This is a genomic window from Citrobacter sp. ANG330, assembly GCF_047467925.1.
In the GTDB taxonomy this organism is placed as follows: domain Bacteria; phylum Pseudomonadota; class Gammaproteobacteria; order Enterobacterales; family Enterobacteriaceae; genus Citrobacter_A; species Citrobacter_A amalonaticus_G.
Map to the genome: position 1 here is coordinate 40,482 of NZ_JASJUI010000013.1, position 15,231 is coordinate 55,712.

Annotated in this window: 8 protein-coding genes, 1 other RNA gene and 2 pseudogenes; 4 read left to right on the forward strand and 7 right to left on the reverse strand. The window is 52.4% G+C overall.

Annotation, left to right across the window (positions count from 1 at the left end; genetic code table 11):
• The first annotated feature begins 25 nt into the window (after positions 1-25).
• Positions 26-388: a transfer-messenger RNA gene (ssrA, locus tag QNN88_RS20850) on the forward strand.
• 270 nt (positions 389-658) lie between these two features.
• On the opposite strand, the gene QNN88_RS20855 is transcribed toward ssrA, so the two are convergent.
• The gene (locus QNN88_RS20855) at positions 659-970 is read right to left on the reverse strand and encodes a hypothetical protein (RefSeq protein ID WP_414241878.1); all 312 of its coding nucleotides are present in this window, start codon (positions 968-970) and stop codon (positions 659-661) included.
• A gap of 324 nt (positions 971-1,294) precedes the next feature.
• Between QNN88_RS20855 and QNN88_RS20860 the strand changes: the two genes are divergently transcribed.
• Complete coding sequence (locus tag QNN88_RS20860; protein WP_414241879.1) at positions 1,295-1,492, forward strand: hypothetical protein; 198 nt, start codon at positions 1,295-1,297, stop codon at positions 1,490-1,492.
• Positions 1,493-1,497: 5 nt separating this feature from the next.
• Here the strand turns inward: QNN88_RS20860 and QNN88_RS20865 are convergent, their stop codons facing one another.
• Both QNN88_RS20865 and QNN88_RS20870 read right to left on the reverse strand, forming a co-directional pair.
• Positions 1,498-3,021 (reverse strand): EAL domain-containing protein, encoded by a 1,524-nt coding sequence (locus QNN88_RS20865; protein WP_414241880.1) that lies wholly within the window; start codon positions 3,019-3,021, stop codon positions 1,498-1,500.
• Between the two features lie 256 nt (positions 3,022-3,277).
• Positions 3,278-5,848: an autotransporter outer membrane beta-barrel domain-containing protein gene (locus tag QNN88_RS20870; RefSeq protein ID WP_414241881.1), complete on the reverse strand. Its 2,571-nt coding sequence runs from the start codon at positions 5,846-5,848 to the stop codon at positions 3,278-3,280.
• 325 nt (positions 5,849-6,173) lie between these two features.
• On the opposite strand from QNN88_RS20870, the gene QNN88_RS20875 reads away from it, so the two are divergent.
• Positions 6,174-6,530, forward strand: coding sequence for a hypothetical protein (locus QNN88_RS20875; RefSeq protein ID WP_414241930.1), 357 nt, complete (start codon positions 6,174-6,176; stop codon positions 6,528-6,530).
• A 76-nt stretch (positions 6,531-6,606) separates the two neighbouring features.
• Here QNN88_RS20875 and QNN88_RS20880 read toward each other — a convergent pair.
• From QNN88_RS20880 to tctD, 4 genes and pseudogenes are all read right to left on the reverse strand, one after another.
• A pseudogene (locus tag QNN88_RS20880) lies at positions 6,607-10,980 on the reverse strand (autotransporter outer membrane beta-barrel domain-containing protein); the annotation flags it as partial.
• Between the two features lie 156 nt (positions 10,981-11,136).
• Positions 11,137-11,253: pseudogene (locus tag QNN88_RS20885) on the reverse strand (ESPR-type extended signal peptide-containing protein); the annotation flags it as partial.
• Positions 11,254-12,003: 750 nt separating this feature from the next.
• Positions 12,004-13,431 (reverse strand): sensor histidine kinase, encoded by a 1,428-nt coding sequence (locus QNN88_RS20890; RefSeq protein ID WP_414241882.1) that lies wholly within the window; start codon positions 13,429-13,431, stop codon positions 12,004-12,006.
• Positions 13,418-14,092, reverse strand: a complete 675-nt coding sequence (gene tctD, locus QNN88_RS20895) for a transcriptional regulator TctD (RefSeq protein ID WP_414241883.1) — start codon at positions 14,090-14,092, stop codon at positions 13,418-13,420. The genes QNN88_RS20890 and tctD overlap by 14 nt, the downstream gene beginning before the upstream one ends.
• 152 nt (positions 14,093-14,244) lie before the next feature.
• On the opposite strand from tctD, the gene QNN88_RS20900 reads away from it, so the two are divergent.
• Complete coding sequence (locus QNN88_RS20900; RefSeq protein WP_414241884.1) at positions 14,245-15,222, forward strand: Bug family tripartite tricarboxylate transporter substrate binding protein; 978 nt, start codon at positions 14,245-14,247, stop codon at positions 15,220-15,222.
• Positions 15,223-15,231: the final 9 nt, after the last annotated feature.

A 15,231-nucleotide genomic window follows, 5' to 3' on the forward strand; every position in this document is an offset into this window, starting at 1 on the left:
TCTGTTATACTTGTCTTAACACATTGGGGCTGATTCTGGATTCGACGGGATTTGCGAAACCCAAGGTGCATGCCGAGGGGCGGTTGGCCTCGTAAAAAGCCGCAAAAAATAGTCGCAAACGACGAAAACTACGCTTTAGCAGCTTAATAACCTGCTCTGAGCCCTCTCTCCCTAGCTTCCGCTCTTAAGACGGGGATCAAAGAGAGGTCAAACCCAAAAGAGATCGCGTGGATGCCCTGCCTGGGGTTGAAGCGTTAAAACTAATCAGGCTAGTCTGGTAGTGGCGTGTCAATCCGCAGGTGCCAGGCGAATGTAAAGACTGACTAAGCATGTAGTACCGAGGATGTAGGAATTTCGGACGCGGGTTCAACTCCCGCCAGCTCCACCAAATATTGATGTACTGAAGTTCAGTAAAGTCTACTAAGCCCGCATAGCACAAGCTCTGCGGGCTTTTTTGTGCCCTCAATTTTCCCGCGAAGTCAGAAGAGAACTCATTAAATCCGAACCTTTTAGGCCCATTGCCAGGCCCAACGAAAAGCTCTATTGTTTTTGGTCGCCTGGTCTGTCCGCTCCGTACCAGGAGCGGACGTTGATGATAGTAATGAGTGCGGGTGTGATTAAACTTCCGGGTTACGGACAGGTTGCCCCGGACATAGGATTAAAGTGGTGAGAAGGATTCAACAACATGCTGGAAAACGTAAGGATCAGAAAGTAGTTCAAACTCTTCGTCATCCGGATAGGTGACCGCCACGTGATAGTTTTCTCCAGCAAACGCCTTTACCGACTGGAGATCCTGCCAGTAGGTAGCAAGAAAAAAATGCTCCCAGCCACCCTGCGTTTCTCTACGAACAAACGCGCCTATGTTTCCTGGGATGCTTTTTGAATGCTCGACTCCTGTTTTCTCAAGATGCTTAGCAAAGCCATCCGCATGCTCAAGCGGAACGCAGCCGTGCCAGGTTCTTACAATCATTAGTTTTATCTCCTGTTATGGAAAAAATAACCCTATCACCATCAGGTATTTCATGATGTGGTTAACAAAGAGTATTCCTTGTGATAGCGAGTTTATCAGGCGCTTCTGACTTTGGTTTATTATTCCCCTCTTCGTTCATAGCAAACCTGGCTACTCTACTCATTGGTCACTTCAGGCCTTACCAGACGAGGTGTACCCTCTGTTAGCTCCCATCCGGAATCAGACTTTCGGACATTATCAATTTGTTTTGCGCCATGCCCTACGTAGTATTCTCCTTTCAATAAAACATTGGCTCTCCATGAGCCATTTATTCAAGGAATGAATATGTACGTTCTGGCACTGATTTTCGCCCTTTCCAATAACACAACGAAAAGTGAAGTAATTGGCGCGTTTAGCGATCTGGCGCAATGCGAGACGGCATCACTGGCCTATTCGTCAAAGACGAAATGCTATTTTATTGACCCGCAAAAAGGGATGCAGGAAGTGGATAATATCAATACGCAAAATTTACAGAAAAAATAACGCGCCTATTCAACGATCACTTTGACTTTCGGCTTCGACAAAATAATTTTTATCAGTTCGGTGAAGTTCACTGGTTTAAAGAAATAGTAACCCTGCTGGAAGGTAATATCGTTACGGTTCAGATAGTCAACCTGCTCCTTTGTTTCCACGCCCTCCGCCACGATGCTTAGCGACAGTTTTCGTGCCAGATCCAGTACACAGTCCAGAATCCGGGTGGAATCTTCTTCCATGCTGACTCGCGCCACAAAACTCTGATCAATCTTAATGTAATCAATGTGTAGATCGTGAAGGTAAGAAAGTCCCGAATAGCCTGTGCCAAAATCATCCAGGGCGATAACAAAACCATTCTCATGCAGAACATTCAGCGTCTTAACCAGGTGCTCATCGACATGTAAAGGTTCGCGCTCGGTGACTTCAAGCACCAGATTCAAATCTTTTCGGTGAAATCGCGCCTTATACTTCAGGCATTCCTCCACAAAGGTTGGGGAAGTAATATGTGAGGCGCTAAAGTTAATGCCGACATGAAATCCTTCCGGCAGCTTCGAGGCGATAGCATTCATATGGGTGACGACCTGCTCCATCAGGCTTTTGGTCAAAGGAATAATCAGCCCCGACTTTTCCGCCACCGGGATGAATGACGCCGGTGAAATATATCCAGCTTTCGGGTGTTTCCATCTCGCCAGAACTTCAACGCCTCGCAGGGTCCCTTCTTTGCCGTTAACTACCGGCTGATAAAAAGGCACGATTTCACCTTTCATGATCGCCCTACGGAGCGCTTCTTCCGGCGTGGTGCTTTTATTTAAATACTTAACCAGTGCATACGCGGCGATACAGGACATCAGAAAGATGAAAATCACGATTCCCATCCCCTGTTTGATCAGCCGGTGCACGCTAAAAATGGGGGGTTGGTTAAATCTGATGGCGTAAGGAAGGGTGGTCGAGGCAACGTATCCGACGTTAGGTTCTTTTTTCTCCGCGAGGTGTATATCGCCAGTGGGCCCCAACACAGCATTACCCACCATCAATGCATAACTCACCCCTTTTAGCGGCGTGCTCAGCGCGTCACGGATATGCTGATCGCTTATAGTGATAACAATTTGACTCGCGGCAAACGGCGTTTGATACAGCAATACCGGTCGTCCATTGACCACCTGACTGGCAGGCACCAACTGCAATACTGGCTCACGCATTCGTAAAGGTTCAGTCAGTAACGTGCGATTTCCCGGTAACGAGGAACACCAGGTCTCGCCGTGCTGGAGAATTAAAATGGTCCTGAGATGAGGTTGTAACGCGGCCTCGGTGCCAAGCCGGTATTGTCCTTCCCGATCGCAACCTTTGAGGGAGATATCTCTGGCGATCTCGCTGGCATGTCTGGCTTCGTCCATGATGACGTTCATATTACTTACAGCATAACGCGCCCCTGCGAGGCTATCGTTCTTTGCCGAATACCACAATTGCACATTCAAAATAGATACGCCAAAAATAAAGAGCAACGCAGCAACAAGGACAGGAAGAAGTAGATTGCGCATTGGCAGCCCCAAAGGAGATCTTAGTTTTATCATGTGGCTGGCAGCCTTCACGTCATGACTCTAAAAGCATGGTTGAAAGCACTGAAAATCACCATAGTCCCGGAGCCCTTTATTTTTTAAAGGCTAAAAAGAAGAATGACAGACGGGCAAATAAAAACAGCACCTTACTCAGTTGGGGAGCCAACGTTTGGGGTGCCGTTTTTGACGACAGGAAAATAGCGCCATTATGGTCTGTTGTCCCGCGTTCAGACGAGTATCAGAAATTCACTTTCAGCCCCAGCATCGCGCTGGTATCGCTGTAGCCAGCATCGCCAATTTGCTGGGCAACATTACCCCAGAGATTCACGTTACGGTTAAGCTGACTTTCCACACCGGCTTTCAGTTCGGCAATGTTGCGCGTTCCTGCCTGTTCAACATCGACACCGCTCATCGACGCACCAAAACGTTTGGTATTGTGGATCCAGTTCGCTTCGACGAAAGGTTCAAATATACGTTCTTTCCCTTCATCAATTTTGCTGTGCCCTTTGATGAATACACGTGCGCCAAGACGAGTCTGAAGATTACCGTCTCCTTCACTGGTCACCCGCGTACCATTAGCTTCACGGTGCGCATTGGCTTTCACGCCCATCCAGGTTAACTGGCCCACTGTCTGGAAATAGTAGCGTTCGCGCTCATTCTTCTCGCCGATTTTCCAGGTATATCCGGATTCCACAGACGCGGTAAATCCTTTCGATTTATACTCTTCCTGCGCCAGACTTTCACCGCTGACGGTGTTATCAAACCAGTTGTACATCAACCAGCTGTCCACGTAAGCGCCCGTTTTCTCTTCATTATTTTGCAACCACGTGCCGTAAACCCCGAGGCTATAACCCTCCACGCTGCCCCTGCTGTAATAGCGGTTCAACTTATTATGAGAGTTACTTTTTTGATTAGCATATCCACCCATGACGCCAAGGTGATAGCGGTCCTGTTCATCGCCGCTCCACTGTGCGATATCTCCGCCCAACTGGACGACATAACGGTTCGCCTGGGTGTTGACTTGCCCGCTGTTGTCTTTAAATCGCGTATGCCCGCCGACGTGGCGCATCCAGAGGCTGGAAACGTTCTCTGCTTCGCCTTTCAGCGCATCAACATAGTGAGGCTCGCCTAAACGGTCATGTAAACGATGCTGGAACAGCGTGTTCGCGGCCGCGATATTTGCCACGTATTCTCCCCCTTCAGGGCGAATCACGGGTGTAGGTTTCGGGCCAGGCTCCGGCGTCGGGCCAGGCTCAGGAGAAGGTTCCGGCGTTGGGTTCGTCGCAATACCGCTCACGAGGTACCAGTTTTCCCCTTTGCGCACCACATCATAGTCATAGGCGCCTGCGACAATACGCCCATGTTTGGTAAACGTACCGATCGACTCGCCGCCAACATTAACAATTTCGATCCCCTGCTGAGTCAGCGCGCCCTGCCCGCCAATATTGTTGATGCTGACCTGAGTATTCCCCGCTGCCACATCGCCCAGCACATACAGTTTATCGGTTAATGAATCGTCGCCGCCCAGCACCGTATTCAGCGTCAGGATGCCATTCGTACCGGAATAATCCTCGACGACATGCAGGAATTTAGGTCGATAGGAGGCAAAACTGATGGGCGCCGTGTACGTCAAATTCGCATCATGCAGATCGAGACGCGTAACGACAGAATCTTCCGTCATATTCCAGACGCTGTTGGTTCTGGACAGATCCAGGTAAATATAACCGTTATCTACGGTATTCAGGGACTTATCAGCATTGAGCTGGGTGGAGTTGGCGCTACCGGTAAACGCAGAGCCCTGGGTCATACGGAGATCGATAACTCCCTGTCTGTCCGCCAACAAATCACCGTTGACGATATAGGTTCCGCGTGACTGCTGTCCTCCCAGGTATGATGAGCCAATGTACGAACCGAAGCCAGTGGAATACATGGCGTGACTTCCGGTTCCTTCCAGATCAATATTCACGTTCCGGGTCAGGAAGATTTTCCCGCCTTCGTAGTTTTGCGTCTGGGCTCTGAGCATGCGCGTTCCCGGCGGTACATACTTATTGCCATCCTCCGCTTTCAGTCCCGTCGCCCTGTCGCCACGGGTAACGACCGCGATATCGCCAACCTGAATCATGCCCGTTTTATTGGCGTAAACCGCATGGGCTTCATCGCCATTGGTTTGTACGGAAACATGATTTCCCAGCGTAATGCGGGCGGTACTGTGATCGGGAATAAACCCCATCGCGTTCAGATAGTAGGCGGAACCGGCATAGACGCCATAACCCGTCCCCCTGTTAACATTACTGCCGGCGCCATCAGTAACAATGGTGACATTATCCCCCGCGGTTAAAATATTATTCTTGTTACTTCCCAGAGTCAGTTCCAGCGCAATTCCCATGCCATAACGTGCATAGATATTCGTGGCACCCGCAAGAGTGATATTAGCGTCCTCCACTTCCTGCAATAAAATACCGGAAGAGTATTCACCATACGTTTTAATCGTCAAATTACCGTCAATGGTCGTCGTTGCAATTCGGCCGAGGATCCCATCCGAATACTTTCCAAGTGTCGTAATTGTAATATCCTTCGGCGTCAAATGATGCGTTGTCTGGCGGAAATCAAACCCATAGCCTCGTTCATTCGCCGTCGTATTAATGGTGATGCTGTCATAACCGTTAATTTTACTGTCGATATCATTCACCAGCCCTGTGTCACCATTGCAGACGGCACTCACACCATCAGCAGAACTACACACGGCTTCGGCGGCAACTCCCTCGAAGGAAAATAAACCCATCAGTAAGGCATACTTCTTTATTGTCATAAACGACTCCATGTCATTATCAATTTTTCGTCACATCTTTACTGGCATTTAAATATATTTACACTCATAGGAATTTTCAGATTTAACATCCGGGGTCTTATAACAGACACCCCAAAATCAGACAATTCGCGTTTCATAAAAACCTTTAAAAACAAAAGGATATTTTTTTGACAATATTCTTAATAGTGAAATGCGTTTGTTCAAATGCCTGAATAACAGGGGCTGTCGCCATTGTTTTCACTTACAGTTTTTTCCTAGAGCCAGCGCTTCGTTAAGATGCCATGCTTAATCACGCTAATAACTTATAACGTAAAGCGAGGACATGATGAAAAAGACCCTAATCGCATTATCTGCACTTCTGCTGGCTTCTCCTGTTTTTGCCGCTACGACACACGCAACCGATAATGATGTTGCTGCCGCACATGAAAACGCAAATACAGCGAAAGAGAAATTACACCAGGCGCAGAATCAGGGTGAAGAGCAAAAACTGAAAGCAGAACACCGCGCCGAAGGTAAACAGGACAATATCAGCAGCAAAGTTAGCGAAGGCTCACAAGAAACCTGGCATAAAACTAAAGAAGGCACTGAAAAAGGCTGGAACGCCACGAAAGAAGGTGCTGAACAGGGTTGGAATAAGACCAAAGAAGGCGCAGCCAGCGTAGAGAAAAAAATCAGCGAATAAAACTTTCGCCCTGATCGTTAATCAATTAAAAAGCCGCTTACGCGGCTTTTTAATTTCTGCTTTTACCCGTTCAAACTTACCAGCTGTATTTTACCCCCAGCATGCCCTGGGTATCGCTGTAGCCCTTGTCACCCAGTTGTACACCGACGTTACCCCAGACGCTTAAACGGTTATTCAGTTTACCTTCCACCCCGGTACGCACTTCTCCCAGGTTGCGGGCACCATCACGGCTGATTTTCTCGCCGTCCATCTTCACGCCGAAGGATTCGGTATTGTGGATCCAGTTCACTTCGACATAAGGCTGGAACTCGCGCTGCTGTCCGTCATCCATTTTGTGATGACTGTTGAGGTACGTTTTCACTCCCAGACGCGTCTGAACGTTGCCATCACCTTCTGATTCAATGCGCGTCCCGTCATGCCGGGTATGCGTGTCAGCGTTCACGCCCATCCAGGTGACCTGTGCCTGCGGCTGAATGTACCAGGTGTTCAGAGAATCCTGGCTGCCGCTGAACGTACCGGCTTTCAGGGTGTAACCCGCTTCCAGCGAGGCCGTCAGCCCTTTTGAGTCGTAGCTGTCGCTCTCACGCGCATCCGCATCCACTGTATTGTCGAACCAGTTGTAGAGCATCCAACTGTCCACATACGCTCCCGTGTTATCCGCCTCGTTCTGATACCAGGTTCCGTAGAGACCAACGCTGTAGCCGCTGGTACGTCCGTCTGAACCGTATGCGGCACGGTTGCTGTGGGTGTTGCTGTGCTCATTGGCATACCCCCCCATCACACCGAGATGCCAGCGGTCCAGCCCGTCCATACTCCACTGTGCAATGTCGCCGCCCAGTTGCAGCACGTAGCGATTGCTCTGTGTTTTCAGTTGGCCGTCACCCGCAGAGGAACGTTCGTACCCGCCAACGTGCCGCATCCACATGCTGCCGGCCAGCCCGTCATCCTTCAGCGTATTGGCATACTGCAGCTCACCCAGACGATCGTGCAGACGATGAGCAAACAACGTATTCGCAGCAGAAAGATTGCTGATATAGCTGCCCGCTTCGGGTCGCAGAACATCCACCGCCTGCGGATCGACAACCGGCGGGTTGTCCGAATCAATCACTCCATCCCATTTGCTGGTCAGATACCAGTTTTTCGCTGCTTCGCCACTTCCCTTCGCCAGCGTGTAGACATACGCGCCGGCTTCCACGGAACCACGGGCCAGCGCGAATTGCCCCGCGGAATTGCCGTCCACGCGCACCAGTTCGATACCATTGCGGGTTTGCGCGCCTGTGCCGCCAACGTTATTGACATCCACCCGCGTGTTGCCGGAGGTATCGCCATGCACGGTCAGTTTATCCGTGGCTGAATCATCACCGCCGAGGGCGGTATTGAATACCATCAGACCGTCATTGCTGTGGTAGTTACCGTCCACATCCAGATAATTGCCCGGCTGTATGCCCGAACGCCCCAGGATCACGGTGCCGCTGTGAGTCAGATTGCCGCCAACCGTAAAATCGGACACCTGCATCGTCCCGCCATTCATCACGTCCACATCACCGGCGGTGCGGCCATACCCTGACAGGGTAGCGCCATCGTGAATATTCACCTGCTGGTTAGCCATATCAACGGCGGAATCGGCATCGCTACCCAGCGCAATCTCACCGTCGACAATGTCGGTGGTCCCCGTCCAGGAGGCAAAATCCTGTACCAGCGTCAGCACGCCGCGACCGGTTTTAGTCAGATCCCCTGCGCCGCTAATGACATTGTTCAGCGTCCAGTCCGTGTCCGTCGCTACCGTCAACAGGCCGTTATCCGTGACAGAGGCAGAGCCAAGGTTCTGCTGTTCACTGACGGTCAGTTTGTTGTCTGCATCGATATTGAACAGGCCGCTAAAACCGCTGTTATCTCCGCTGACGACCACATCTGACATATTCGCAACATCAATGCCGCCCGCTCCGCTGATGACGTTCGTCAGCGTGCCGACAATGCCATTCAGGGTCAGCGTCCCGTCATCGACGATATCGCCACTGCCTGCGCCCTGCACATCATTCACACGCACTTCCGCCCCGCTGCTGATGGTGGTTTTGGCTGTCAGCCCAGCATTGGGGCCGTCAATTGTTAACAGACCGCCGATAACATTCAGCGCACCGCTGCCGGTCAGCGTTCCCTCACTGAGCCCGCCGTTGCGCAGAGTCAGCGCGCCGCCATTCAACGCCAGGGTGGAATTGGCCTGCCCCGTCAGCGTCCCCGCTGTCTGGATTGTCCCGTTGAGATCGGCGTTTGCACCGCCGCTGATGGACAGTTCACTGGTGTCGCCCAGTGCGCCATTCGCGTCAGTACGTAACGTCCCGGCCTGTACCAGCGTGGCGCCGCTGTAGTCATTCAGTCCATTGGAGAGCGACACGACATCTCCCGTATTCACCGCCAGATTGCCGCTGCCGGAGATCGCCGCCGACATATCCGCGCCGGCGCCCGTCACACCGGCATACGGCGACAGCACCAGCGTTTGCCCGGAGAGAATATCCAGCGCCTTCAGACCGTAGTTCACATACAGTCCGTCACCCGGCGCGGTGGTCAGGCGAAAACCATATTGCCCGTTCGCCACCGTCGCCCCACCCTGCGCTATCTGAAGGGTTTTATCTGCCGCAATCGGCGTGCCGTTTTGATCGGCAAGCGTCAGCGAACCACCGGTTCCAAGAACAACCGACGATCTCACCAGTTGTACGCCAATCCCGGTATCATCCTGCTGAAGCAGGTTTACGGTCGTGTTCGGATCCCCTGCGGCGCCCGTATCGTTCCAGGGGTCAGCAAGGTTCACTTTCACCGTGCCGGTTCCATCTGCATGCCAGCCACGTCCGTTGTATGATACCCCTTCCGCTCCGGCAACCAGCGTGTTGACCTCAATCAGACTGTCAGAGGTCTTTGAACCCGGAAAAGTCGCATCAAAAACCAGCGTCCCGCCATTGAAAAGTAACCCCACGAGATGCTGCGTATCACTGACAGTAGTGGTATTTCCCGCACTGCTGATTAGCATCGCTTGTTCCATTGCCGAGGCATTATCCCCGGAGAGAGCAAAGGTGCTATTGCGCAGCTCAACAACCCCGTGAAAATTGTCCCCGGTGCCTGGCGCAAAGGAAAAAACATCATCTCCGGCGTTCAGATTAACGGACAGCAGCCCCGTGCCGTTCAGCACATTACTGAAGGCAAAGTCATGGGTGCTGGCGTCGGTTGCGCCGACAATTTCGAGTGTGCCATTGTTGCCCATCGTCACTTCACTGCTGCCGAGGCCCGTTCTGTTGTCATTAGATTGCAAAGCCGAGGTGAGCGTCCCGCCATTAATAAGCGTCTTCCCGCTGTAGGTATTGTCGCCTGTCAGTACGGTATGCCCGGCCAGATGAACGATGGATCCCTGACCCGTAATCGGCATGGCGAGCTGATATCCTCCCGCTGTGGAGGGATCGTTGGTGGTGTGGTTGAGCACAAGCGACCCCGTTCCCGAGCCGAATGTCACACCGGTGGCACCGGAAATCACGCCCGCGCCGGCGGCGGCCTGCCCCTCAGCCGCGCCAATGTTCACCACTCCCGTGCCCGAGGCATTCTGCGCAATGAACAGTTTACCGTTCAGGTTAAGCGCGCCGCTGTTACTCAGGGTGAGGGTTCCGTCACCCACGGCGCCGACGGTCACTGAGGTCGTATCCAGCCGCGATCCGGCACCATTGATATTCACCGTCCCCTCACCACCGTTTGCCGCCAGGCTCACCGCGCTGGCAACCACTTTCCCACCCGACTGGATATCCAGTATCCCCGTCGAGGAATGACCTACATTCAGTTTTTTGGTGACGTTACTGGCGTCGGCGATCCGCCATTCCCCGCCGTTGCTGATATTCACTCGCCCGTAGCCAGCAGGCGAACGCCCCAGCATGCTGTCGGCGCTCGAATGAACTACTGCAGAGTCAGTGATATTCAGCGTTCCCGAACCATAATCCCCGACCCGCAGCGCGCCGGTGCTCATTGTTGAATTCTGACCGCTAACGCTGACGGTTCCCACTCCGGCGTCAAAACTGCCAATCGTTGTCATACCGGCGTTCAGCGCACCGCCCTCTTCAATGTTAATCACGCCTGTGCCGCCATAACCAATATTCAGGTCCTGGAGCGCCCCCGAGGGATTCACTAAATTCCACTGTCCACCCGTGCGGATCGTGGCGGATCCGTGACTGCCGTTTGAACCACCCAGTACGCCAAGTCCTGCCGTGTTAACCACTGCGGAGTTGGAGATGGTCATGGTGCCGACACCGGACTCGGCAATGGCGATCGCCCCTGAGCGTAACGAAGAGCCGGAACCGTCGACGTTCACCGTACCGTTCGCCTGGGTGTTATCGCCAATAGTGAGCTTGTAGACATCCGATCCTGCCACCACACCGCCCGCGAGGATATTTAGCGTGCCCACGCCGTCCATGCCGACAAAAGTGTAGTAATCCAGTGAATACCCTGCCGACACGTTGACGACCTCGCCATTATCGATAATGGCCGAATAAGCGGGCAAAGAGGCCAGCAGTATCAGTGACAGGGCACTGCGTTTAAAAAGAGATTCAAAAGAAGATTGTCGTTGCGCGGAAGAGGACGTTGTTTTCAAAGATGAATGGGCTGACGATTGGCTTTTCCCTCGCACCAGCTCAGAACAAACCTGGAATACATGCAGAATGTCATTCCATATAACGCGATAATTGATATTCATGTTAAATGCTCATAATCAGATAAAATGTTTATATGCGGTGTAATAGTTTTTAATACGCAACATAGAATCGATAAGCTTCCCTCATCTGGAAATGGGTAACAGAGGGCCATTCAGAAATAGAATCTGAGCAGTCTTAAATTAAATACATTATTGAGGCTTTATAATGATTTCACATATTGGCTCCGACAATAATATCCATGTTCAGTTTATTAACACCCAGGATCCACAATTCGCCCTCCGGGGAGAGCATTGATGGAATCACAGACAATTGTCAGAAATTAAATCAGTGCTATGCAAAATATAAAATATCACTCTGTGCAAAATAGAGGTTGATGCCAGTTTGATACTGACACCACGATTTCGACTCAGAGTTTCTGATGACGAACCGATAGGGGTTCAACAACCGCCATTGCAGCGCGTTGTTTGATTAATAATCCTTATGTATTTATTGCACTCAGTTTTACACCCGCCTGAAAAGCTGTCAATACACCCACCGGACTATTAGCTGGGTCATTAATTTGAGAAAATAATAATTAGTGAGCATAAATTCCTGGGAGGGTCACATTACATAATTCGATTTTTCCGTATCAGGAAAGGGGAAGTCGCGATGAGCTCAGGATATTTATAGTGAGTAATAAGATTTTTAACGTTTTTCAGGTTCGTAAAAATAGCCTTTCAAGAGCACTTTTTGCTAAAAACTTTAAAGTGTAATGGGATAACCGTTTGTATCCGATTACCTACAAAGGCTATTCATGTTTTTGTAGAAAAGTGTGAAGTCCTTAAAAAGCGGACCCGGACGAGAAGACCGCCTAACGTAGCGCTACGCGTAAGATGCGGATGGGTGCGATGCAAACGGGCAATATCATTAACCAGCGCCAGGCCAATGCCCGCCCCGGCTTCTGATCCTACATTTTCAAGGCGATGGAACGGCAGCATCGCCTGATGAACCTGTTCATCCTCAATGCCGGGGCCGCTGTCTTCTACCTCCAGCACGACGGCATCCCCTTCCTGCCTTAACCTGGCGGTGACAGTGCCGTCCTGCGGCGTATATTTCAGAGCGTTATCCAGTAAATTGCCGCACAGTTCACCCAACAGGACATCATCACCGTCAGTCCATATCGCCTCCTGTGCGCCTTCATAGCCCAGATCGATGCCTTTGCTACGCGCCTGCGCCAGTCGGGTAAAGCAACTCTCTTGCACCACCTCGAACAGATTAACCGGTAAAAATTGCCGTTCCCCTTGCTCTTTTCGCTTCACGGCGGATAGCTGTAGCAGTCTTTCCGTCAACAGGATGGTGTTGTCCAGCGTCGTGCTCATCGCCCGTAAGCTCTCGTGCCACTGCTGAGGTTGCTCACTGGCGAGCGCCACGGCAACCTGCGTTTTCAGTACCGCCAGCGGGGTTTTCAGTTGATGAGACGCATCGGCGCTAAAACGTTCCTGCCGGGAGATGAGGGCACGCAGGCGATCCAGATAGCGGTTGAAGGCGACAATCAGCAGGCGCGTTTCCGACCAGGGCAGCAGCTCAGGTAACGGCGTCAGGCGTTCCGGTTCACGGCGCACCATCAGTGAAGAGAGCTGACGCATCGGGCGCAGTACGCGACGCAGCAGCCAGCCGACCAGCACCAGCGTCAACATGACCAACAATCCCTGCGTTACCCATGATGAAAACAGCAGTTGTCCTGCCAGGTAACGCCGCGACTGCAGCGTCTCAGCGACATAAATTTCGGCCATCCCGACAATGCCACCTTCATTCACCGGTTGAAGCAAACGCGCCACGCGAATGGCCTGCCCCTGATATTGCGTATGATAAAACCAGGCCAGCGCAGGGTAGAGTTGCGTGCGAGAGGTGGAAGGCGGCATCGCCGGCAGATCGTCATAACCCGAAATCACCTTCCCCGCCGGATCCACCACTTTATAGTATAACCGGTCGTTCATATTCAGCTCGAAGCTGTCGAGCACCACCCAGGGGACATTCACTTCCAGCTTCGCATGGCGAACCACCAGCCGTTCCGCCACCGTTCGCGCGGACGAAAGCAGCGTGCGATCATAAGCCTGCGTCGCCGCCTGCAGGGCGCTGACGTAGCTGTTAAACGCCGACAGCCCCCACAACAGGATCAGCGGTAGACCAAGGAACAGCAGCAGTTGCAGGTATAACGACTGGGGTTTAGCCCACCTCATCAATACACTCCAGCACGTATCCCAGACCGCGCAGAGTGGTGATCCGCACATTACTGCCCTGCAATTTTTTCCGCAGACGATGAATGTACAGTTCAATACTTTCAGGGCTGACTTCATCGTTCAGGCTGAAAACCTGCTCGAATAACTGCTGGCGCGATACCGGACGGGTTCTGCGATACATCAGCACCGTTAACAGCGCCAGTTCACGCGGGGTAAGCGCCAGCGGTTGCTGCTGAAGCAAGAAATAACCTTCATCATGGAATGCCAGGTCGCCCAGTTGCTGCAACTCCTGGACCTGTCCCGCGCTGCGCCGGAGCAAAGCCCGTAGCCGGGCGTCCAGTTCCTCGAGTTCGAAGGGTTTGGGCAGATAATCATCCGCTCCGGCATTAAGTCCTTTGACCCGATCCGCCACCGCGCTACGCGCTGTCAGCAGCAGCACCGGCAGCGTCTGCGCACGCTTACGCAGACGCTGCACCACTTCCAGTCCGTCGATGCCGGGCATGTTGATATCGAGAACCGCCAGCGCATAGGTTTCGCTGTGCAGAAGATGATCGGCCGCCAGCCCATCGAATACGCAGTCCACGGCGAATCCGTTTTGCACCAGCGCTTTTTCCAGCCAGTGAGCCAGCTCACGGTTATCTTCCGCCAATAAGAGACGCATATCACATCCTGTAAAGTTTCTGCCGCATTGAAAGGGAAATGAAAGGTTAATGTTTTAACAATCACGCAACCGAACCGCTACATGCAGGTTCACATAATCAAAAAATAATCTTCCGAACCCTACAGTCCGGTCGTCCGACGTGAGGATAAATAATGAAAAAACAGTTCGTTCGTACCCTTGCTGCAAGCCTTTTACTGATGAGCACCTCTGTCCTGGCGCAGGAAGCGCCGTCGCGTACTGAATGTATCGCCCCGGCGAAGCCCGGCGGCGGCTTTGACCTCACCTGCAAACTGATTCAGGTGAGCATGATGGAAACCGGCACCATCGAAAAACCGATGCGCGTGACCTACATGCCCGGCGGCGTAGGTGCCGTCGCCTATAACGCGATCGTCGCGCAACGCCCCGCCGAACCGGGAACGGTCGTCGCGTTTTCCGGCGGGTCGCTGCTTAACCTTTCGCAGGGCAAGTTTGGTCGTTACGGCGTGGATGATGTGCGCTGGCTGGCGAGCGTCGGCACTGACTACGGCATGATCGCCGTGCGCGCTGACTCGCCGTGGAAATCGCTGAAAGATCTGCTCACCGCGATGGAAAAAGATCCCAACAGCGTGGTGATCGGCGCCGGTGCGTCAATCGGCAGCCAGGACTGGATGAAATCAGCGCTGCTGGCCCAGCAGGCTAACGTCGATCCACATAAGATGCGCTACGTCGCTTTTGAAGGCGGCGGCGAACCGGTCACCGCGCTGATGGGCAACCATGTACAGGTGGTTTCCGGCGATCTCAGTGAGATGGTGCCCTATCTGAGCGGCGATAAAATCCGCGTCCTCGCGGTCTTCTCCGAAAACCGTCTGCCTGGACAACTCGCCAATGTGCCTACCGCCAAAGAGCAGGGTTACGACCTGGTCTGGCCCATCATTCGCGGCTTTTATGTCGGCCCGAAAGTCAGTGATGCCGAATATCAGTGGTGGGTGCAGGCGTTTGAAAAACTCCAGCAAACCGACGCATTCAAAAAGCAGCGCGACCTGCGTGGCCTGTTTGAGTTCAATATGACGGGTCAACAGCTTGATGAGTATGTCAAAAAACAGGTGACCGGTTACCGCGAGCAGGCGAAAGCCTTTGGCCTGGCGAAATAAGCGTGGAGA

What these genes read in the sequence shown, in the direction of transcription:
- QNN88_RS20900 (WP_414241884.1), top strand. Translation starts at nt 14,245, where the DNA reads ATGAAAAAACAGTTCGTTCGTACCCTTGCTGCAAGCCTTTTACTGATG.
- QNN88_RS20870 (WP_414241881.1), bottom strand. Translation starts at nt 5,848, where the DNA reads ATGACAATAAAGAAGTATGCCTTACTGATGGGTTTATTTTCCTTCGAG.
- QNN88_RS20865 (WP_414241880.1), bottom strand. Translation starts at nt 3,021, where the DNA reads ATGCGCAATCTACTTCTTCCTGTCCTTGTTGCTGCGTTGCTCTTTATT.
- QNN88_RS20875 (WP_414241930.1), top strand. Translation starts at nt 6,174, where the DNA reads ATGAAAAAGACCCTAATCGCATTATCTGCACTTCTGCTGGCTTCTCCT.
- QNN88_RS20855 (WP_414241878.1), bottom strand. Translation starts at nt 970, where the DNA reads ATGATTGTAAGAACCTGGCACGGCTGCGTTCCGCTTGAGCATGCGGAT.
- tctD (WP_414241883.1), bottom strand. Translation starts at nt 14,092, where the DNA reads ATGCGTCTCTTATTGGCGGAAGATAACCGTGAGCTGGCTCACTGGCTG.
- QNN88_RS20860 (WP_414241879.1), top strand. Translation starts at nt 1,295, where the DNA reads ATGTACGTTCTGGCACTGATTTTCGCCCTTTCCAATAACACAACGAAA.
- QNN88_RS20890 (WP_414241882.1), bottom strand. Translation starts at nt 13,431, where the DNA reads ATGAGGTGGGCTAAACCCCAGTCGTTATACCTGCAACTGCTGCTGTTC.